This is a genomic window from Acinetobacter sp. BSP-28, assembly GCF_044130285.1.
Lineage (GTDB): Bacteria > Pseudomonadota > Gammaproteobacteria > Pseudomonadales > Moraxellaceae > Acinetobacter.
Genome location: NZ_JBIQOB010000007.1, coordinates 1 through 21,209 on the forward strand (window position 1 = coordinate 1; position 21,209 = coordinate 21,209).

Annotated in this window: 16 protein-coding genes; 8 read left to right on the forward strand and 8 right to left on the reverse strand. The window is 42.0% G+C overall.

Annotated elements, in window-relative coordinates; genetic code table 11:
- Together ACE01R_RS06545 and gyrA are read left to right on the forward strand one after the other, a co-directional pair.
- A partial coding sequence (locus tag ACE01R_RS06545; protein ID WP_395549828.1) for an electron transfer flavoprotein subunit alpha/FixB family protein occupies nt 1-932 on the forward strand: 932 nt, incomplete at its 5' end.
- Nucleotides 933-1,470: 538 nt separating this feature from the next.
- Nucleotides 1,471-4,476 carry a DNA gyrase subunit A gene (gyrA, locus tag ACE01R_RS06550; RefSeq protein WP_395549829.1) on the forward strand — a complete coding sequence of 1,002 codons (3,006 nt, stop codon included), beginning with the start codon at nt 1,471-1,473 and terminating at the stop codon, nt 4,474-4,476.
- A gap of 508 nt (nt 4,477-4,984) precedes the next feature.
- Here the strand turns inward: gyrA and gltP are convergent.
- The 5 genes from gltP to ACE01R_RS06575 form a co-directional block, all read right to left on the reverse strand.
- Nucleotides 4,985-6,280 (reverse strand): glutamate/aspartate:proton symporter GltP, encoded by a 1,296-nt coding sequence (gene gltP, locus ACE01R_RS06555; RefSeq protein ID WP_395549830.1) that lies wholly within the window; start codon nt 6,278-6,280, stop codon nt 4,985-4,987.
- 269 nt (nt 6,281-6,549) lie between these two features.
- Nucleotides 6,550-7,656 (reverse strand): ABC transporter permease, encoded by a 1,107-nt coding sequence (locus ACE01R_RS06560; protein ID WP_395549831.1) that lies wholly within the window; start codon nt 7,654-7,656, stop codon nt 6,550-6,552.
- Entirely contained in the window at nt 7,653-8,783 is a 1,131-nt protein-coding gene (locus tag ACE01R_RS06565; protein WP_395549832.1) for an ABC transporter permease, read from the reverse strand. Before ACE01R_RS06565 ends, ACE01R_RS06560 begins: the two co-directional genes overlap by 4 nt.
- Before the next feature lie 2 nt (nt 8,784-8,785).
- Nucleotides 8,786-9,964: an efflux RND transporter periplasmic adaptor subunit gene (locus ACE01R_RS06570; protein WP_395549833.1), complete on the reverse strand. Its 1,179-nt coding sequence runs from the start codon at nt 9,962-9,964 to the stop codon at nt 8,786-8,788.
- 18 nt (nt 9,965-9,982) lie between these two features.
- Nucleotides 9,983-11,470: a TolC family protein gene (locus tag ACE01R_RS06575; RefSeq protein WP_395549834.1), complete on the reverse strand. Its 1,488-nt coding sequence runs from the start codon at nt 11,468-11,470 to the stop codon at nt 9,983-9,985.
- Nucleotides 11,471-11,822: 352 nt separating this feature from the next.
- On the opposite strand from ACE01R_RS06575, the gene serC reads away from it, so the two are divergent.
- Entirely contained in the window at nt 11,823-12,902 is a 1,080-nt protein-coding gene (gene serC / locus ACE01R_RS06580) for a 3-phosphoserine/phosphohydroxythreonine transaminase (protein ID WP_395549835.1), read from the forward strand.
- A gap of 86 nt (nt 12,903-12,988) precedes the next feature.
- Here serC and ACE01R_RS06585 read toward each other — a convergent pair whose 3' ends face one another.
- Nucleotides 12,989-13,129, reverse strand: coding sequence for a hypothetical protein (locus ACE01R_RS06585; RefSeq protein ID WP_395549836.1), 141 nt, complete (start codon nt 13,127-13,129; stop codon nt 12,989-12,991).
- A 415-nt stretch (nt 13,130-13,544) separates the two neighbouring features.
- The gene (locus tag ACE01R_RS06590; protein WP_395549837.1) at nt 13,545-14,474 is read right to left on the reverse strand and encodes a hypothetical protein; all 930 of its coding nucleotides are present in this window, start codon (nt 14,472-14,474) and stop codon (nt 13,545-13,547) included.
- A 270-nt stretch (nt 14,475-14,744) separates the two neighbouring features.
- Between ACE01R_RS06590 and ACE01R_RS06595 the strand changes: the two genes are divergently transcribed.
- Nucleotides 14,745-15,215, forward strand: a complete 471-nt coding sequence (locus tag ACE01R_RS06595) for a YaiI/YqxD family protein (protein ID WP_395549838.1) — start codon at nt 14,745-14,747, stop codon at nt 15,213-15,215.
- Nucleotides 15,216-15,227: 12 nt separating this feature from the next.
- Nucleotides 15,228-16,139, forward strand: a complete 912-nt coding sequence (locus ACE01R_RS06600) for a DMT family transporter (RefSeq protein WP_395549839.1) — start codon at nt 15,228-15,230, stop codon at nt 16,137-16,139.
- A gap of 4 nt (nt 16,140-16,143) precedes the next feature.
- Here the strand turns inward: ACE01R_RS06600 and ACE01R_RS06605 are convergent, their stop codons facing one another.
- Nucleotides 16,144-16,710: a PilZ domain-containing protein gene (locus tag ACE01R_RS06605; RefSeq protein ID WP_395549840.1), complete on the reverse strand. Its 567-nt coding sequence runs from the start codon at nt 16,708-16,710 to the stop codon at nt 16,144-16,146.
- 23 nt (nt 16,711-16,733) lie between these two features.
- On the opposite strand from ACE01R_RS06605, the gene ACE01R_RS06610 reads away from it, so the two are divergent.
- The 3 genes from ACE01R_RS06610 to ACE01R_RS06620 all read left to right on the forward strand — a co-directional run bounded on the left by ACE01R_RS06610 (nt 16,734) and on the right by ACE01R_RS06620 (nt 21,209).
- The gene (locus ACE01R_RS06610; protein WP_395549841.1) at nt 16,734-17,969 is read left to right on the forward strand and encodes a lipoprotein-releasing ABC transporter permease subunit; all 1,236 of its coding nucleotides are present in this window, start codon (nt 16,734-16,736) and stop codon (nt 17,967-17,969) included.
- Nucleotides 17,962-18,645: a lipoprotein-releasing ABC transporter ATP-binding protein LolD gene (gene lolD, locus ACE01R_RS06615; RefSeq protein ID WP_395549842.1), complete on the forward strand. Its 684-nt coding sequence runs from the start codon at nt 17,962-17,964 to the stop codon at nt 18,643-18,645. Before ACE01R_RS06610 ends, lolD begins: the two co-directional genes overlap by 8 nt.
- 113 nt (nt 18,646-18,758) lie before the next feature.
- Nucleotides 18,759-21,209 (forward strand): DNA internalization-related competence protein ComEC/Rec2, encoded by a 2,451-nt coding sequence (locus ACE01R_RS06620; RefSeq protein WP_395549843.1) that lies wholly within the window; start codon nt 18,759-18,761, stop codon nt 21,207-21,209.

The following is a 21,209-nucleotide window of genomic DNA, read 5'->3' on the forward strand; positions in this document are numbered from 1 at the left end:
TGAGTATTTTAGTTATCGCTGAGCACGACAACAAAGCATTAAACGCTGCTACTTTAAACGTTGTTGCTGCGGCGCAAAAAATCGGTGGTGATATCACTGTATTGGTTGCTGGTTCTGGCGCTCAGGCAGTTGCTGACCAGGCAGCTAAAGTTGCGGGTGTAAGCAAAGTATTGCTTGCTGAAGACGCTGCTTATGCAAACCAGTTGGCTGAAAACGTAGCAAAATTAGTTGCTTCTATCGGTACGAACTATTCACACATTCTTGCTGCGTCTACTACGACTGGCAAAAACATTCTGCCACGTGCGGCTGCACTTTTAGACGTTAGCATGATCACTGACATCATTGCAGTTGAAAGCCCTAAAACTTTCAAACGTCCAATCTATGCAGGTAATGCGATTGCAACTGTAGAGTCTGCTGAATCTATCGTTGTTGCAACTGTTCGTGGTACAGCATTTGATCCTGTTGCTGCTGAGGGCGGTTCTGCTGCGGTTGAAGCTGCTGCATCTGCTGGCGACGCGGGTATCTCTAAATTCGTTTCAGAAGAAATTGTGAAATCTGAACGTCCAGAATTAACAGCTGCTCGTATTGTGGTTTCTGGTGGTCGTGGTGTAGGTTCTGGTGAAAACTATCACAAAATCCTTGATCCACTAGCGGATAAATTGGGCGCTGCTCAAGGTGCTTCACGTGCTGCAGTTGACGCTGGCTTCGTTCCTAACGACATGCAAGTAGGTCAAACGGGTAAAATCGTTGCGCCTGAACTGTATATCGCTGTCGGTATTTCTGGTGCAATCCAGCATTTGGCGGGTATGAAAGAATCTAAAGTGATCGTTGCGATCAACAAAGATGAAGAAGCGCCAATTAACGCAGTAGCTGACTACTGGTTAGTCGGTGACTTGAACACAGTTGTTCCAGAATTGGTTTCTAAAATCTAATTCCGTAACACTGTTCAAAAAGACGCTCTTGTGCAAGCAGTGAAAGCCATGCTTTCCTGCTCCGCTCAGGAGCGTTTTTTTATGGCTGGATTTTATTAATTCATCAAGCTATAGCATATAAGAAGCATGGAGCTGAATGACTGCTTGTATGGCCTGAAATGGTGATTTAGCTTTCATGTATTTGCATAGCTAGGGTGTAGGGTATATTTAATCGATTTATATCTTATTTTAAGGCGAAATGACCATTTTAACCGAATAAGCGACCTGAACATTTAGCGCTAAAATTTTCAGCTAGACACTGAATAAAATGAACTAATTCATATAAAATTCCGACAAATGAAAGTGCTGAAAAAATAAACGATAAATTATAGAAAATTAACAAGATTAAGATAAGAGATATGGCACAAAAACAACAGAATTTATGCTATAATTTATGACTGTATTTAGACTTTAACTCAGCTTATTTTGGGTTAATTTTTTGCTAGATTGATTATATAAAACGAACAGCTTTAACGGCTGTTTGTAATAAGGAGTATGCATGAGCGTATCGGAAATCCGACCGATTGCCATTGAGGATGAACTCAAAAGCTCATATCTCGATTATGCCATGAGCGTTATTGTTTCTCGTGCATTACCTGACGTGAGAGATGGCTTAAAGCCTGTTCATCGTCGTGTGCTTTTCGCTATGCACGAATTGGGCAACGACTACAATAAAGCATACAAAAAGTCAGCCCGTGTAGTCGGTGACGTGATCGGTAAATATCACCCGCATGGTGACTCTGCTGTTTATGAAACCATTGTTCGTATGGCACAAGATTTTAGCCTGCGTTATCAATTGGTAGATGGTCAGGGTAACTTCGGTTCAGTCGATGGCGATAGCGCAGCAGCAATGCGTTATACCGAAGTCCGTATGCGTAAGCTCACCCATGAGCTTTTGGCTGATCTGGAAAAAGATACAGTCGAGTGGGAAGACAACTACGACGGTTCTGAACGTATTCCACAAGTCATGCCGACACGTGTTCCTAACTTGCTGATTAACGGTGTAACCGGTATTGCGGTAGGTATGGCGACCAATATGGCGCCACACAACATGACAGAAGTGATCAATGCATGTTTGGCCTATGCGGAAAACCCGCATATTTCCATTGAAGGCTTGATGGAACACATCTCTGGTCCAGATTTCCCTACAGGCGGTATCATTTACGGTAAATCAGGTATTGTTGATGCTTACCGTACCGGTAAAGGTCGTCTTCACATCCGTGGTAAATACCATATTGAAGAAGATCAAAAATCTGGCCGTAGCACCATCGTATTTACTGAAATTCCTTATCAGGTCAATAAAGCAAAAACGATTGAACGTATTGCTGAATTGGTGAAAGAGAAAAAACTGGAAGGTATTTCTGAACTTCGTGACGAGTCGGACAAAGAAGGGATGCGTATTGCAATTGACCTGAAGCGTGGTGAAAACGCTGAAGTGATTGTAAACAACCTGTTCCTGAATACGCAGTTAGAGAATTCATTCAGCATCAACATGGTCTGCCTGGACAATGGCCAGCCGAAGTTGATGAACCTGAAAGACATCATTGCGGCGTTTATTCGCCACCGTCAAGAAGTGGTCACTCGCCGTACCATGTTCGAATTGCGTAAAGCGCGTGAACGTGGCCATATCTTGGAAGGCTTGACCGTTGCACTCGCAAACATCGATGCGATTATTGAAACCATCAAGACCTCTGCTAACCCGGGCGAAGCGCGCGAGCGTTTACAGGCGGTTGAATGGGCTGCGGGTGGCGTAGTTGCCTTGCTGGAAAAAGCAGGTTCGGTTTCTGTACGTCCTGACGAGATTGAAGGTGAAGATCCAAACCGTCGATTCGGTTTAGATGGTAATGTTTACCGTTTATCTCCAGCACAGGTTGGGGCAATTCTTGAACTACGTTTACACCGCTTAACTGGTCTGGAACAAGACAAGTTACATGCTGAATATTCTGAAATTCTGGGTCAAATTGCTGAATTAACTGCAATCCTGAACGACTTCAACCTGTTGATGGGTGTGATTAAAGAAGAATTGGCGTTGATTCTGCAACAATATGGCGATGCACGTCGCACTGCGATTGTTGAATCACGCATTGATTTCTCACGTGAAGATTTGATTCCTGAAGAACAAGTGGTATTGACCGTTTCTAAAACCGGTTATGCGAAAACTCAGCCACTTTCTGACTATGCTGCACAGCGTCGTGGTGGCCGTGGCAAGTCTGCAACTTCAATGAAAGAAGACGATTACATCCAGCATCTGATTGTGACATCGAACCATGCAACAGTACTTTGCTTCACCGATGTAGGTAAGGTCTATCGTCTGAAAGTATTTGAAGTGCCGCAAGCTTCGCGTGGTGCTAAAGGTCGCCCAATGGTGAACCTGTTACCGCTAGATGCCAATGAAACCATTACTGCGATTCTTCCGGTGATTGATGCACCGAAGAAATTCAAAGAACGTTTGGCAGACTTCAAGGCATTTGTAAAAGCCAATGCTGCAAAACTGCAAGAAAATGAAATCATCAATTCACATTATGCTGAACTGGAAGCGGCACTTGCTGAACTTGAAGATGGTGCAGATGACTTGTCTGATGCATTACGCGTTCAATTGAAGCAATTGGGTATCGAGCTTTCAGCAACCGATCTGGATGATGAAATCATTGCTGACTTTGCGCAGCAAGCCGAAGCGGTACGTAAAAACTTCTATGTGTTTATGGCGACCGAGTACGGTACGATCAAACGTGTAGAACTTGAACAGTTCAGTAATGTTCGTTCAAACGGTCTACGTGCAATTGAACTCAATGGCGATGACACCTTGATTGGTGTTGCGATTACCGATGGCGAACAGCAAATCATGTTGTTCTCGAATGAAGGTAAAGCGATCCGTTTCGCAGAAACTGATGTTCGTTCAATGGGACGTTCAGCCAAAGGTGTACGCGGTATGCGTGTGACCATTGGTGCAGCGCAAGTTGAAGATGCCGAAGATGCTGATATTGAGTCAGATGATGAAGATAGTTCAGATTCAGCCTTAATCAGCCGTATCGTTTCATTGGTGGTTGTACCTGAAACAGGTGAAGTGCTGTGTGCTTCTGAAAACGGTTACGGTAAACGTACTCCGGTAGATGACTTCCCAACCAAGAAGCGTGGCGGTAAGGGGGTGATTGCAATCAAGACCTCTGAGCGTAACGGTCAGTTGGTGGGTGCAGTTGCGATTGATGCCTCTAAAGAACTGATGCTGATTTCTGATGGTGGTACTTTGGTGCGTACACGTGCTTCTGAAGTTGCTCAAACTGGTCGTAACGCACAAGGTGTTCGATTGATCCGTTTAGGTAACGACGAGTTACTTGTAGGCGTGGTTTCAGTTGAAGCAGTTGAGGAAGATGAGTTTATTGAAGCAGTGGAAGGCGAAGAAGTCGTTGCCTCTGAAGCTTTAATTGATTCTGAAACTTTGGTAGATGATGAAACTATTGCTGATGAAGCTGACACTGAATCGGATTTAAGAGATTCTGAAGACTAAGTTTTGAGATCAAAAAGAAGGGCGCTTAGGCGCTCTTTTTTATGCTTATGATTTACTAGCAGGATATTTTTCTTACCTCTCTTATCACTTAGGATAAGAATGTTTGGATTTTTGAAAAATTAATGATTAATTGCCAGTAAATAGGAAAGAATAAAATAGGTTTTAGCCGGTATTGGAGTCATGAGTGTGGCATGGATGCTACATGTTTGCCATCCCTTGCACTGCATTTTAAAGCAGGGCTTAAAATTGGCTCAGGATGCCGTATATGGGAAATAAAAGTTTTTTCTTGCGGACTCAAAATATATTTTGAAATCCTCATTTTGACCTTTCAAAAGTAGAGATATTGCCTACGCAAAGGCACAAAAATTGAATCAATCAAATGAGGCTGTGCTGATTTTAATAAATATTGAATATTTTTTGACTTATGCAGGTTATCTAAAGAATTAGATTTAATAAATCTTTAAGAAATAAAAAAAGGAAGCCGAAGCTTCCTTTTTTTATTTATAAATTATGCAGCTTCTTTTAATTCAACGGCATAATTTTTTTGTTTTTCAGCGTCGAATTGACCTTCCCATTTACTGATCACAAGAACAGCCAACGAGTTACCAATTACATTCAACACAGTACGAGCCATATCCAAAATACGGTCAATACCGGCAATAAATGCCAGGCCTTCCAGTGGAATACCCACACTGCCCAAGGTTGCTAGCAATACAACGAAAGACACACCCGGAACACCAGCAATACCTTTAGAAGTAATCATCAAGGTTAAAACCAGAATGATTTGCTGGGTCATGGTTAAATCAATACCGTAAAGCTGCGCAATAAAGATCGCTGCAATACTTTGATATAAGGTCGAACCATCCAGGTTAAATGAATAACCGATTGGAATCACGAAACTGGTAATGGACTTTGGCGCACCATAGGCTTCCATTTTTTCCATAAGGCGCGGTAATACTGTCTCGGAACTTGCAGTTGAATAAGACAGAATCAGCTCATCTTTTAGAATTTTAATAATTTCCCAAATACTGAAACCACAGAATTTGGCAACAAGTCCTAAAATCACAAAGATGAAGAAGAAAATAGCACCATAAACCAATAGTGCCAATTTCACTAATGGAAGTAGTGAAGCAAAGCCAAAGTTCGCAACGGTCGCTGCAATCAGGCCAAATACACCAAAAGGTGCAAAAAGCATGATCATATGGGTGACTTTGAACATGGTTTCAGAAATCGCATGCAACACATCAATCAGCGGTTTTCTGGTTTCTTTAGCCAAAGATCCTAAACCAATACCGAAGATCACGGAGAAGAAGATGATTGGCAACATATGCCCATCGGTCAGTGATCCAAAAATATTGGAAGGAATTAAAGATAAAATGGTGTTGACCAGACCATGCGAGTGACTACTCACTTCTTGGGTGGTTTGTTGATATTGAGAAATGTCAGTTTGTGTCAGACTCGACATGTCAATACCGGCACCCGGCTGGAATATGTTTGCAGCAACTAGGCCGACAATAATCGCAACTGTGGTAATAATTTCAAAATAAACAATGGTTTTGAAACCCAGTTTACCCAAATTTTGACCATGACTTGCATTGGCAATACCTAAAATCAGCATTGAAAGTACAAGTGGAACGACAATCATCTTAATCAAATTAATAAAGATTGCGCCCAAAGGACTCAGCAGATTATTAATCAGAGTTTCACGATATTCGGGAGAATAATGTAGAAAGGAGCCTACAAGCACACCTAAAATGAGCGCAATGACGATTTGCCAAGCAAGACTAATCTTAATCTTTTTCATGCTAAGCCCTTAAAATCAAATTTTTAATAAAAAAGCTGCTATAACACTGTCGATATCACATCGGCATGTTACGGGGAGCGTGGGAATGAATAATATAAAAAATATTCATGAAATATGAACAGGGGGCTATTTTGCATCGATTAGTATATTCAATCTAACTTTTTTCTTCACAATTGGTTTAAATGTTCAAAAAAAGATCGGTTTTAGTGTGAGAAATAATCAATTTGTAAAGTTTTATTTAATAATCTTATAACATCATAGTTAAAAGCTTACTTTTTAGCAGATCGGGTCAGCCGGAAATATGCCCAAATCAGACAAATGCCGGCAAAGCTTGCCAGATAGATCATTTTCGGAATGACCAGCTTGGTAGGTACTCCCATCTGGTTCAATTGAATAAACATCTGTATGCCTTGGGTGGAAGGAAGCGCCTGGCCTAGCCATTGCATCCACACAGGCATTGCGGCATGCGGCCATGCCGTACCTGAAAGTAAGAATAGCGGAATAGAGCTAAACACAATCACGTGACCTGCACGTTCCGGCATATCCAGAAAAGACGCGATCAGCATGCTGAGGCCAATAACGCAACTCACAAAGATGGGGACTGCAATGAGCATGCCCCAGAAGTTGCCACCACGCGGATAGTCATTCAGCCAAAAGGTAAATCCAAACAGATATAAACAGCCGAGAAAGCCAATGGTTAAAATGGCACTAAATAAAGCCCAAAATTCGGCACGACTCGGTGTCCAGTGCTTTTCACGATAAGTCGCAATCAACATGCACAAACCAAGCACAATGGTTTGATGGATAATCAGTGGCGCAACTGCCGGGAAAATATAACTGCCATAGCCAGACAGGGTATTGAACAAAGGAATTTGATGAATGGAGAGCGCTGGAGCAAATTCAGAAATATTCTGAAATTTTTCAGCCTGTTCGGCCAGCGCATGTTCAACCGATGCAGCCAGTCCCAAACCAATCTTTTGGGTTTTTAAAAAATTGGCAGCACTTAAATATAAACCGATGCCGCCTACTTCACCTCGACGGATACTATTAGATAAGTTGTCAGGCAACAGCAAAATACCATCAGCTTGTTGTAACCTGATCATCTGCTGCGCTTCGGCAAAATTTCCAGTCACTGCACGGATTTCAATATTGGGGCTTTTAGCAACTTCGTCAATAATATTGGAAGTCACCATGCTTTGTTCTTCATCGACAATAATGATGGGTAATGATTCGGCATGTTCGGCTTTATAAGCAGCCGGATAAAAGAAACTATATACAAATACCGACAGCACCAACGTGGTCAAGATTGAGCTATTCGAAGCAATATCTTTAAAGGTTTTAAAATAAAAGTGCAGAAAATTTTTAAAGGTTTTCATGCCTGAACTCCCTTGAGATATTTTTTAAGGAAGAAATAGGCAGTAGCAAAATAGAATAGACAATAAATAGCTAATATCGTAAGTGGTAACAATGAAGTAGATACGGGACTACCAATCACCCATTGTTCTGTCTGTAACTTGGCATAAGGGGTATAAGGAATAATATTGGACCAGAACTGGGTGAATAGGGGAGCATTGTTTAGCGGTAAAGTCACGCCAGCAAAACTCAAAGAAGATCCGCCATAGACTGCAATAAAGCCAAAACTTTTCGCCAGGTCACGGGTGGCTAGAACCACGCTGCTGCTGATAAAGGCATACGCGCTATAGAGAAGAAATTGTCCCAATAGAATAGGCCAGAGCTGTCCCTGTATAAACCAGCCACGAATTTCAATCAGCCAGAACATCCATAACCAGGTCCAAAAGCTGAAAATCAGTACATAAGTCATATTTTTGGCAAACAGGGCAAGCAAGACATTTTGCTGTGCTAACCACTGCTTTGTGGTATTAAATTTCAGTTCCTGTCCGACTGAAAATGCCACACAGCAGCAAAGCAATAAATGCAAAATCGCAGGAATCATGTACGGTTCCAGATAGAACTCGTAGCTTAATTCCGGATTAAACAGCGGTGAAATTTTGATATTGGGTGTTGGTACATCCAGATAAGGGATCTGATTTTCCAGATAATTATGCCCGCTAAAATCACCCACCGCCCGTAAGGTACTGATCAGCATCGCGGATGAAATGCTATTACCGACACTAAAATAACTTTGGTTATAGGCAATACTGATCTGGGTATCCTGGGCTTGTACCAAGCGTTGTTCTGCACCTTCTGGAATGGTGATATAACCCCAAATTTTATTTTGGTTGAGTAGCTGTTCAACCTGGTCCTGACTGTTGGAAATGGTGCTAATGCTCAGGGTGTTGTTCTGACGGACAGAGTGTTCAATATTACGGCTCAGTTGACTCTGGTCCTGGTCAATAATTGCAATCGGGAGATGGCTGGGTTTGCTTTGAGCAAACATACTGGCGAACAGCACAATCACAAATACAGGCGCAAGGGTGACTAGGCACAAGTCCCATTTATGCCTGAGCAAATAGCGAAGTTCACGCAGTATGCCATGCAGCATAATTAGGACTCTTGCACTTTAAACAGCACGCTCATGCCGACTTTTAAATCTTGAATGGGCTGGGCAGGGGTGAGTTGAATCTTGAAACTGCGAATATCATAACCACCGGTTTGGCGCGTGGTTTTAATGGTGGCAAATTCGCCTTCGGCATCAATCTTTTTGATATTGAACAGGGCTTTTTTGTTCAAGGCAGGAATAAAGCCTTCAATCGATTTGGCCTGATAGACCTGTGCATATTGATCTTCACGAATATTCAGGCTGACCCAGAGCTCATCATCCTGAATAATACTCACCACGGGCACGCCCATAGCCACCAGTTCCGATACCTTGCCATAAGTTTTGGAGATGGTGCCATTGATCGGAGAAACCAGTTGGGTTTCAGCTAGCAGTGCATTGGCCTCCGCGACGGCTGCTTTAGCAATTTCCACCTGTGCATCTGCAGAGGATTTCTGTTCTGGCGTGCTGCCACGTTTGGCACGTGCATATTGCTGATAAGATGCTTCGGTCATTTGTGCGGCAGATTGTGCGGCAGCCTGCATTTCATCGCGGCGCTGGCGTGAAATGACGCCTTCCTTAAACAGGTTGGCACCACGCTGATAAGTGGTTTGGGCCAATTCTTGCTGGGCTTTCATGGCTTGCCAGTTGGCATATAGACTGTCGATATTTTCCTGTTGTGAACCGCGATCCGCTGTGGATTGCAAGGCTAAAGCAGATTGTAACGAGGCTAAAGCCTGCTGTTTTTTAGCTTCCACTTCCGGACTAAACAAGCGGACCAGTGGCTGACCTTTAACCACTTTCTGTCCATCACGAATATAAATTTCTTCAATACGGCTCGGCACCTTGGTACTGATATGAATGGTTTCAGCTTCAACACGTCCTTGCAGTTCAACTTCTTTGGGTTGATAACTTTTCCATAAACCAAAACCAATTAAAGCTAAAAGTAAAATAACCAGCATGCCGACCACAGTCTTTAACAGTGCAGATTTTTTTTCATTTTGCGCTGCAGGTTCAGTGGATGGAGATTGTTCTGAATAACTGAAAAATCCATTATCTGTATTGTTTTGCTGTTCAGATGCCGCTTGTGTTTCTTGTTGGCTGTTTTGAGCAGAGATCGTGGTAGAAGTTCCTTCTGATGAGGTGTTTTCTACATCTTGATCAGGCCTGTTTTGATCTTGAGTCATGGTTTTCCCCATCAAAAATTAACGAATATAACTGGTATTGCTTTGATTGACATAGCTTTGAAACTGCTCAATCGAGCCATGGCTTTGCAGCAAAGTGGCCAGGGACATCACATATTTATAGGCATTCAGCGCCATCTCGCTTTTTAAAGTGCTTAAGGTATTTTGTGCATCAATCACCTGGGTGGCCGTTCCCATATCTTCCTTAAAAGATAAAGTCTGAATGCGCAGGTTTTCCTCGGCAGCTTTCAGATTTTGCTGTAACAGCTGATGACTTTGCTGGGCTGTGGTCACTTCGCTATAGGACTTATAAATAATATTTTCAATTTCCTGTTTGGTGCGTTCGGTCATCAGTTCAGAAGCATAACGTTGCAATTCTGCGGCCTGAACATTTTTGTTGTTGTCGATTCCGGAAAACAGGTTATAACGTGCTGCTACACCGACTATCCAGTTTTGCTTTTCATCCAGTGTGTATTCGCCAAAGGCAAATAAATTGGGTTTTTTCGCGGCACTTTGCGCCTTAACATTGGCATTGGCCAGCTGGGTGTCCATCTGCATTTTTCGAATCAGGGAAGATTGCTCCGGATAGCTTTTTAACAAGGCATTGAGGTTTTGACTCTGGCTGGAATTGACAAATAGCGGTGTGCTCAGTTCGGTAATCTGACTTTGCTGTAACAGGTTATTGAGCTGAAACAGGCTGGATCTTAAATTGGCTGTGGCATTTTGCACAGCACGCTCGGCATTGTTTTTTGCCACTTCAAATTGCATGCGCTGGCCTTTATTGATAAAGCCCTGATGTTGCAGCTTTAAGGCATTATTGTAGTGCGTTTGCATGGCATTGAAGTTGGACTGACTGGAGGCTAAAAGTTGTTTTTGCAGTTGTGTATTAAAGTAAGCCTGAATCAGTTCAAAGCGTTGCACATCTTGTTGTTGTTTGCTATTTAACTCGCTGCGTTGTGCCTTGAGCTGAGCTATTTCCTTGGCACTTGAGGTCAGGCCACCGGTATATAAAGGCATAATCATGGACACAGTCGGGCGGATGACCTGATCGTCTAATGCAACAGTTGACTCATCTGGAATTAATTCCACACCATCATGTATAGGCTGTTTTAAACTCTCTTTTAGTGGGTCGGCAAAGCCACCCAAGTTCAATTCATCAATTTTATTATTTACGCCATTGCTCAAGGACTGTTCTAGATTATTTTTTAACGCCCCAAGGGGAAGGTCCACTTCATTATGAAAGGCATAAGCACGGACATTTAAATCGACACGGGGCAGACCTAAACCCTTGATCGCTTCGGCTTCAAGTTGTGCAGATTGTTGTAAAGCCTGATTGGCCTGCGTACTGTAGGAATCCTTTAAAATCGATTGTTCAGCCTGTGCATAACTGACGCTTTCGGCAAAGGCTGGGCCAGCAAAAAACAGACTAGCCGTACAAAGGCCAACACGAAAATTTTGTTGTATGAGGAGTGCAATTTTTTTTGGTTGTGCATGTAAACGCAATAACATCACTCAAACTCTCAATTTCTTTGTAACAATTATATTGCATAGATTGAATTGTATGTCTAATCAATAAGTTGTTGTATTGTTTAATATGCATTTGTATAGCAATCACGTGATTAGATAGTTAATGCAAAGATATTGCAGCAGAATTTGAAAAGATCAGTAATAAGATGCAGTTGCCTCTTTAAGCCAAGTGCCAGAGATTACAAAAGGGGAGATCAAAACCCAGTCTTTATTGAGATTTTGACTTTAAATGTCCGACAGCATTGAAATATTTTCAGGATAATTTACTGCAAGCCACGCCCATCTGTGGTTAAATGCCATCATTTTATTGTGTTTCACTTTGAAAGGAAAAATCATGCGCGCGTACAACTTCTGTGCTGGTCCTGCTGCATTACCTACTGCCGTTTTAGAAAAAGCTCAGGCTGAATTGCTTGATTGGCATGGCAAAGGCCTTTCGATCATGGAAATGAGTCACCGTAGTCCTGACTATGTGGCTGTGGCAGAAAAAGCAGAAGCAGATTTGCGCAAACTGATGAACATTCCTGAGAACTATAAAGTATTGTTCTTGCAAGGTGGTGCTTCGCTGCAATTCTCTGCTATTCCGTTAAACCTGTTGGGTAAAAACAACAAGGCTGATTATATTCATACCGGAATCTGGTCAGAAAAAGCGTTGAAAGAAGCAAAACGCTATGGCGACATCAATGTTGTTGAAGCAGGCACAAGCATTAACGGTAAATTGGCAATTACAGATCAAAGTACCTGGAACTTGTCTGATGATGCGGCTTATGTGCATTATGCCGATAACGAAACCATTGGTGGCCTTCAGTTTGCTGGTATTCCTGAAACAGATAAACCACTGGTATGTGACTTTTCATCTAGCATTTTATCTGCGCCATTAGATGTATCTAAGTTCGGTTTAATCTACGCAGGTGCGCAAAAGAATATTGGTCCTGCCGGCTTAACTTTAGTGATTATTCGTGAAGATTTACTCGATCAAGCCAAACCTGAAATTCCAAGCATTTTGAAATATTCAGATCAGGCGAAAAATGGTTCTATGGTTAATACACCATCAACCTATGCCTGGTACTTGTCTGGCTTGGTATTTGAATGGCTGCTTGAAAATGGCGGTGTAGATGCCATGCATCAGGTGAACCTTGAAAAAGCCAAATTACTGTATGGTTATATCGACGCCAGTGATTTCTATGCCAACCCGATTGCAGAAGCAAACCGTTCAATCATGAATGTACCGTTTACTTTGGCAAAAGCTGAGCTTGAGAAGCAATTTTTGAAAGAAGCTGAAGCGAATCATCTGCTTAACCTGGCAGGTCACCGTTCAGTCGGTGGTATGCGTGCCAGTATTTACAATGCTGTACCATTAGAAGGTGTACAAGCTCTGGTTAACTTTATGGATGACTTTGCCAAACGCAATGCTTAATCGCTAAAGCTAAAAAAAGCCCATCACATGATGGGCTTTTTATTGAATAGAATCTGAGTGTTGAAGATGAGATCGTTACGATAAGCTTAAAGAATAAAGTGGTGTAAAATATAGGCAGACATAAACATGCCCAGTACAAAAAACAGGCATGAGATAGTGTCTAACTGGAAGCGTTTAACCAGTTGATGTTCAACTGTTTGTATATTTTCTTCTTGCACGATTTTCATGGAAACTCTATTCCGATTTATTTATCGTTAATTTATATTGCTAATTTTAATTTTTAACATAAAAAATTGATTAAATAAAGTACTAAATAAAAATATGTAATTAAAATATTTATTTTATTTGGTAAAACGTCAGATAGCTTGCTAGATTCTTGTCCCTACAGGGTTGTGGTGGATAACAGAATTAAAAATAAGGCATAAAAATATAATAGCTGTAGTAGTTGGTTAAAATAAAATTTTAAATTTAAAATTGTGGATAAGTTATTTTAATTTGAATTCAAAATTGTTAAATATAATGTGTGTATGTGGATAAAATTTAATCAACTTGTGAGTAGAGATAATAAAAATCCAAGCAATAAAAAAGCAGCACCATAGCATGGAGGGATAATTATGCTATGGTACCGCTGTTTATAAAGGATTATTTTTTAGTATAAATATTCACTTGAATCCATAAATTGCCACGAATAAATTGACCAATTTCAAAGTCTTTATAGGCTTGATTCTTGGTGGCAATACGAATCAGGGTAGCTTCCTGATTTTCATCATGAATCAAGGCAACGTCATAAAGCGTATATTCCTGATCCATAAATGACATCGATGTTTTACCGACAATATTGCCCTGGAACCAGGCTTCATCTTCCTGTCCCATATTTTCACCATAAAGATAGGCGACCATTCTGGAAAAATCGACGGTAACCGGTTCTTTATCATCTTCCGATTTGGGTTCCCAGGCATCAATCTGTTCTTGTAAATTGGCAGGTGCCACACCGTTATTGGCAGCAAGAATGTCATTTAAGGCACGGTGATGCTTAATCGATGCAGGATCATCCACCACCAGTTGTTCATGATCCGAAACAGCTTCCAGCTCATAGGCCCAGGCATTGAGCTGCGCAAGATAAGGCTGATCTTTTTCGTATTGGCCATGATTGACGCTATATAACGTGTCAAAGGCATAGACAATAGTATTGGCTCCCAAGTTCAAGCGCAGTACCGCCTGAGTGTTGGATTTACAGGTGATAATCCGTTCAATGGTGGCATTGACTTTGTAAGGGCTTTCAAAACTTGGAAAGGCTGTCTTGACCGCTTGGGGTTTGTTATTTTCAACTGCAATGACTTGAGTCATTTGTACATTGGCTTTTTTAGGTCCCTGAATCAGCCAGGCTGATTCATCCATATCGCATTCTTGTTTACACAAACCCATCGGCATAACCGGTGCATCAAGGGCCAGACCCAGCCACTTAGGTACATCTGTAGCCGGATTTTCTGTGAGCAGATTCCAATGTTCGACATGACTGCCAAAGTTCTGATCTTCAATGGTGATCATTTCCGGTCTATTTTGATTTTTCATATTCACAATTGATGTTGGGTTGTATTTATCTATTAAATCGAGGGTTATTGTTAAATTTCAAGTCAAAGGGCTAAATTTAACCATTAAAGTCGGTGAAATGTTCTAAAAATCCTGAATCTGGATGCGATGAAATCTGAAATTTTACTATGGCAACCCTGAACATCTTGCTGAAAGCTAAAAACAGCACTTCAGCTGGATGGATTTAGCCATCCTCCTGTCACATGGAATTTGCTAAACTACGGGCTATTCTTTTTTGACTATGGATGTGGTGTGCTGCCATTTAAACTTTGGGTGGATGCCGATGCATTACCTAAAATCCTGCGTGATGTGATCATTCGCGCTTCTGATCGTTATCAGCTGGAAGTAACTTTTGTCGCCAATCAAAATGTGGGGATTACCCCATCGGTACGGATTAACTCCATTCAGGTCATGAGTGGGGCAGATGCTGCAGATAAAGAAATCATAGAGCGCATGAAAGAGCATGATATTGTCATGACTCAAGATATTCCCTTGGCTGCACAAGTGATTGAAAAGGGTGGGATTGCCATTCATCCTCGCGGTGAAATCTATACCACGGCCAATGTCAAAGCACGTCTGCATTTACGTGACTTCATGGATTCATTACGCGGAGCTGGTGTTAATACGGGTGGTCCACCACCGATTTCTGAACGGGATAAACGTGAATTCTCCAGTTCACTGGATCAAACCATTCAGAAACAGAAACGTAAAACTGCACCATAATCTGAGCTCATCATGCCGTCAAAAACCAATATCATGTCCACTTATGCCTTATTGGTATTTATTTGGGCAACCACGCCACTGGCAATTGTCTGGAGTGTTTCGGACATCCATAGTTTGTGGGCTTTGACACTACGCTTTTTCATTGCCTTACCTTTAGCCCTGGGCGTGCTGGTGGTATTAAAAACCAACTTGCCGCTCGATGCCATTTCCCTGCATAGTTATGTTGCCGGTGCCTGTAGTTTTATTGGTTCGCAAATCTTTACCTATTTAGCCACGGCTTATTTAAGCTCAGGCATTATTGCCTTGATGTTTGGTTTGGCACCGATTATGACTGGATTGATCGGCCGTTTTGCTTTTAATATTCAACTCCATCGCCTGCAATGGATGGGGATGTGCATTGCAGTATTGGGGCTAGGCATTATCTGTCTGGGTGGCAGTGACCACCAGGTCCAGCCGATGGGCATAGGACTGATGCTGATCAGTGTATTTATCTATTGCGCATCCATTTTCTGGGTCAAAAAGGTCAATGCACCGCTGCAACCCATGGCTCAGGCGACGGGATCCATTCTGGTCTCCAGCCTGTTTGCACTGAGCATGTTGCCATTTATCTGGCAGCATGCACCAGATCATATCCCTAATACCAAGGCATTAATCGGTTTATTTTATGCGGTGATTATGGCATCACTGTTGGCAATGTTCTGTTATTTCAAACTGGTACAGAATATTAAGGCGACGACCTTATCGTTGACCACTGTGTTGACGCCCATGTTGGCCATGCTGTTTGGAGCACTGCTGAATGATGAAAAATTATCAGTGATGGTTTTTGTCGGCGCCTTTATTTTATTATTTGGCCTGTTTGTTTATTTCTATCGTGATCTTAAGGCGAGCCAAAATCTCGCCACTAAGATCAAGTCTAACAGTTAAATCGCTAATCTTTTTTGTTGAGTATGACGCATTCGGCAAGTTTTACCCGGTCTTGTGGGTGTAAGGTAATAAAATAAGCTCCAGTACGGAACTTACCGTTATCTTCCTCACGGCTATAGACCACCTGTGCAGTTGCGGCAATATGGAAGAAATTTTCAGGGTGGCTGAGCGTGACGTGGATATAGGTTCCTTCCTGAATAGGACGCTCGCTAAAGAAGCTGAAACCTGTTTCGGAAAAATTGACATGTTCCGGGATTGGTAACATGGATTGTACAATTGCATCGTACAAAGAGCCGGTAATAAGGTTTAATTTTTGGTTGAATAAGGATAATATTCTAGCAATTTGTTGATCTTTTTCAGTTAATTGTTCTAATTCGTAGTTTACTGCGTGATCAAATTGATCTAATTCTGCGAGTAGTAGAAAATAGCGGGGCAGCACAAAGTTAGGATCATAAGGGTCATTAAGCGCGACATCATCAGAGATAATCTGATAATTAATTCGCAAGGCAGCATCGATACGCGACATAACGCGGCGTTCCATATTGCCGCTTTGATGCTGTAAATTTTCCATAATTATTCCTCGGACTAAATGGTATGTTTAAACCAATCTCGCTGTACATAGGGTTGAGATATACTCGCGCACGGCGTAGTAACCACTTTATTTCTTTTATTGCTCTGGTTTCTATGATCGGTCTCACCCTGGGTGTGGCTGTACTGATTACAGTATTATCTGTGATGAATGGCTTCGACCGAGAACTGAAAAACCGTGTATTGGGAATGATACCTCAAGCTACTGTTTCTTCAACACAAATATTAAAAAATTGGCCAGAACTTGCAAAAAAAGTTGAACAACATGAGCATGTCAAAGGCGTAGCGCCATTTACCCAGTTACAGGGCATGCTGACTGCACAGGGGCAAGTGGCCGGAATTATGGTCACGGGCATCGAACCTGAATACGAAAAGAAAGTGTCAATTATCCAAAATCACATGATTGCCGGGAGTATTGATAGCCTGAAAAAAGGTGAATTTGGCATTGTTTTAGGCAAACAAATGACCGATTCACTAGGTCTGGGTTTAAACGACAATATTACTTTGGTGCTTCCTGAGGCAACGCCGTCTCCTGCAGGGGTAGTGCCACGTTTCAAGCGTTTTAAAATTGTCGGTATTTTCAGTATTGGTGCTGAAGTGGATTCGATGATGGGTTATATCGCCCTGAATGATGCTTCAACTTTATTGCGCTTGCCGGATGGTGCTCAAGGTGTCCGTTTAAAACTGGATGATATTTTCCTTGCTCCTGAAGTGGCTGATGATATTGTCAAAGATCTGCCAAGCAATTTCTATGCATCGAACTGGACCTTTACTCACGGTAATTTGTTTAGTGCGATTCAGATGGAAAAAGCCATGGTCAGCTTGCTACTGTTCCTGATTGTACTGGTGGCTGCATTTAATATCGTGTCATCATTGGTGATGGTCGTGACCGACAAGAAATCCGATATTGCCATTCTACGTACTCTGGGAGCTTCACCGGCAACCATTACCCAAATTTTTATGGTACAGGGCACTATCATTGGCGTGATCGGTACCGTTTCCGGGGCCATTCTGGGGATTATCTTTGCTTCAAGTATTAGTGGCTTTATTGGCTGGTTAAATACCACATTGGGTTTGAACCTGTTTGATGCTTATTTCATTAATTACTTACCATCTTATTTACGCTGGCAAGATGTTGTGGTGATTGTGAGCCTGTCATTGGGTTTAAGTTTCCTTGCGACGATTTACCCGGCACTGCGTGCTGCGAAAACTCAACCAGCAGAGGCTTTACGTTATGAGTAATCTTGTCCTCGAAGCGAAAAATATCTCGAAAAGTTTTACTGATGGCAAAACCACGGTCGAGGTTATTAAAAATTTATCCTTACAGGTCAAAATAGGCGAGTTCGTTTCTATTGTCGGTTCCAGTGGTTCCGGTAAAAGTACCTTGTTACATGTGTTGGGTGGTCTAGATTGTCCAACCGAGGGACAGGTTTTTTTAAATGGCAAGCGCTTTGATAATTTAGGTGAAGCTGAGCGTGGCTATTTACGTAACCAGCATTTGGGTTTTGTATATCAGTTCCATCATCTGTTGCCGGAGTTTACTGCGCTGGAAAATGTCGCCATGCCGCTGATGCTGCGTGCAGGAACGACCTATAAACAGTCTAAAGAGCAGGCTGAATACTTGCTCAATCGGGTAGGGCTGTCGCATCGCATGACGCATAAACCGGGTGAGCTGTCTGGCGGTGAACGTCAGCGTGTTGCCTTGGCACGTGCACTGGTGGCAAAGCCGGAACTGATGCTGGCAGATGAACCGACAGGTAACCTGGACCGTAAAACCGCAGTGAAAATTTTTGAACTGCTCAGTGAATTACGTGATGAGTTCAATATGGCGATGCTGATTGTGACCCATGATGAACAGTTGGCGCAAACTGCCGATTCGATTTTGCATATGCAAGACGGTGTCTGGATTGATGATTAAGGGTTTGTTGATATTTCATAAATGGCTAGACACTGATCGATAAATTAAAAAATTAATTGAAGCTCACTCCGGTGGGCTTTAATATTGCCAAAAATAAAAAAATTATAATCACAATGATTCAAATAATATGTATCGGCTGGGTGCTGGGTATTGCCACAATGGGACAAACCTTCCCGATCTTGCAGTCCTTCTGGATGCCCTGTGTTGGTCTTTTTATCCTGTCATGCTGTTTAAAGTTGACTGTTTTAAAACAGATTCATTCTCTATCTTTCAAACTTTTACAGTTTTGTGTGGGACTAAGTCTGGGGATCACACTGGGCTATAGCTATGCGGATCATCAACTGAATGAGCGTTTACAGCTTCGAGAGCAGCAGATTGAACAGGGTGAAGTGATTGTCTATATTAAAAACCTGAATGAAGAAGGCGATCAGACCATCCAGCAAAAAATACAGGTACTGAACCGCCATACAGAAGTGGTGCAATGGCAGGCATTTTTAAAAAATGCAGCAGATACAAGTTCATCTTCAGTACTTGAGTTAGGTCAATATTACCGTCTGCATGGTCAAATTCTACCTGCCCATAGTTATGCCACTGAGGGTGTCTTTGATCAGGAGAAATGGTATATCCAGCAAAATATCATGTCTGGATTTAAAGTATCTGCAATAGAAAAGTTGTCAGCACAGCAGGTAGCTGCTTTGGGACATGGACAATACCTAAGACAACAAGATTCTGTTTCTAATCAGATTCAGCTTTGGGTTGAACAGCAGCGTTTAGCATTACGGTCTTTTATCAAGCAGCAGCCCGTGCAGCATAAAGGTTTGATGCTGGCTTTATTAACCGGGGATAAAAGTTTACTTGATTTTGAAACCGAGCAACTGTTTCAGCGCTTTGGCATGAGTCATTTACTGGCGATCTCTGGACCGCATGTGCTGATTTTTGCCGTACTGCTGTGTTGGAGTTTACATCAGCTCATTCGTCGTTATCGACCACAGCTCTATTTAAAATGGCCAAAGCAATATCTGCTGATATGGCCTTTTTGCGCGAGTGTAGTACTGTACTGTGCATTTGTCGGCTTTGAAATTCCGGCATTAAGAACACTGTTTAGCTGTTTATTAATAAGTGTATTTGTCTTGTTCAAACAAAAGGTAAGGCCGCTTAATATTCTGCTTTTTAGTGCATCTATCCTGTTAATTTTTGATCCTTTTAGTATCTTGTCAGCCGCGTTCTGGCTGTCATATGGTGCATGTTTTGTGTTGCTACGCATTTACCAGACGGTGCAGCAGAAAAGTGGCACGGATGAGCTAAAGACCAGAACACAATATCTCAAAATGCAGCTGAAACTTTTAATTGAATCGCAGTGGAAAATATTTTTGGCTTTATTTCCACTGATGATGCTGTTTTTTAAACAGATGGCATGGATTACGCCATTGAGCAATTTATTCGCCATCCCATGGATTGGTCTGGTAATTGTCCCTTTGGATCTGCTTGCAGCGCTATGCTATTTCATTGCTGAACCTTTGGGGAGTCTGGTTTTTCAAATTAATGATCTGTGTCTTGTAGCGTTGCTGCTGTTGCTGCAACTTTTAGATTGGTTGTTTGCCCCGACATTACAACCGATTGCCATGACCTTTGCTGTATGGCTCAGTATGTGTTTGGGCTTGATGATTCTGTTTTTACCGCACCCTGTTTTGCCGAAAGCCTGGTCAGTATTGTGTTTTATGCCTTTAATCACCCTGGATGCCAGTAAAAACGAATTTGAGTTAAATGTATTGGATGTTGGGCAAGGACAGGCGATTTTTGTCCGCGATCAAGACCAAACATTGATGATTGATATGGGTGGAAATTATGATGAAAGTAAATTTAGCATCGGTAAGCAAATCATTTTGCCCTTTTTATTGGTGAAGGGCGTGGATCAATTGGATCAGCTGATTTTGACCCATTTAGATCAGGATCATAAAGGGGGCTATGAGTCGATCAAACATCAGTTACCCATCAAGCAAGTCTATTCAAATGAACAGCTTGAAGTCGCTGATTCCAGCCAGTTTGATTATTGTCATCAAGGGCAAAACTGGCAGTGGAGTGATCGCGTTAAAATGACCGTGTTGTCACCTAAAGCCGAAAATTTGACCTATGCCAAAGCTGAGAAAAATGAAATGTCCTGTGTGATTTATTTACAGGTAAAAAATGCCCAACCCTATCAAAATTTTTTACTGATGGGAGATGCCGGCTGGCAAACCGAATATCAAATTCTGCAGGATTATCCGGATTTAAAAGTCGACGTGCTGGTTTTGGGACATCATGGCAGTCGGCATAGTTCAGCTTATGCTTTTTTAGAGCAATTAAAACCGAAAGTCGTGATCGCATCGGCAGGCTTTCATAATCGTTATGGACATCCAAGTCAAATGACACTGCAGCGTCTACAGCAGCTGGATATTCCTGTATTGAGCACAGTAGAGCAAGGCAGTATTCAATTTAACAGACAGGCCAATGGACAGATGCACTTACATTATGTGCGTGAACAAAGGCAATGGTTAAAACGTGCAGCAGCAAGGCTTAAATCATGA

Excerpts from the sequence above, each read along its gene's own strand:
- ACE01R_RS06610 (WP_395549841.1), top strand. The coding sequence starts at position 16,734 with ATGTTTAAACCAATCTCGCTGTACATAGGGTTGAGATATACTCGCGCA.
- gltP (WP_395549830.1), bottom strand. The coding sequence starts at position 6,280 with ATGAAAAAGATTAAGATTAGTCTTGCTTGGCAAATCGTCATTGCGCTC.
- ACE01R_RS06620 (WP_395549843.1), top strand. The coding sequence starts at position 18,759 with ATGATTCAAATAATATGTATCGGCTGGGTGCTGGGTATTGCCACAATG.
- ACE01R_RS06565 (WP_395549832.1), bottom strand. The coding sequence starts at position 8,783 with ATGCTGCATGGCATACTGCGTGAACTTCGCTATTTGCTCAGGCATAAA.
- ACE01R_RS06560 (WP_395549831.1), bottom strand. The coding sequence starts at position 7,656 with ATGAAAACCTTTAAAAATTTTCTGCACTTTTATTTTAAAACCTTTAAA.
- ACE01R_RS06585 (WP_395549836.1), bottom strand. The coding sequence starts at position 13,129 with ATGAAAATCGTGCAAGAAGAAAATATACAAACAGTTGAACATCAACTG.
- ACE01R_RS06575 (WP_395549834.1), bottom strand. The coding sequence starts at position 11,470 with ATGTTATTGCGTTTACATGCACAACCAAAAAAAATTGCACTCCTCATA.
- gyrA (WP_395549829.1), top strand. The coding sequence starts at position 1,471 with ATGAGCGTATCGGAAATCCGACCGATTGCCATTGAGGATGAACTCAAA.
- ACE01R_RS06600 (WP_395549839.1), top strand. The coding sequence starts at position 15,228 with ATGCCGTCAAAAACCAATATCATGTCCACTTATGCCTTATTGGTATTT.
- ACE01R_RS06590 (WP_395549837.1), bottom strand. The coding sequence starts at position 14,474 with ATGAAAAATCAAAATAGACCGGAAATGATCACCATTGAAGATCAGAAC.
- ACE01R_RS06605 (WP_395549840.1), bottom strand. The coding sequence starts at position 16,710 with ATGGAAAATTTACAGCATCAAAGCGGCAATATGGAACGCCGCGTTATG.
- serC (WP_395549835.1), top strand. The coding sequence starts at position 11,823 with ATGCGCGCGTACAACTTCTGTGCTGGTCCTGCTGCATTACCTACTGCC.
- lolD (WP_395549842.1), top strand. The coding sequence starts at position 17,962 with ATGAGTAATCTTGTCCTCGAAGCGAAAAATATCTCGAAAAGTTTTACT.
- ACE01R_RS06570 (WP_395549833.1), bottom strand. The coding sequence starts at position 9,964 with ATGACTCAAGATCAAAACAGGCCTGATCAAGATGTAGAAAACACCTCA.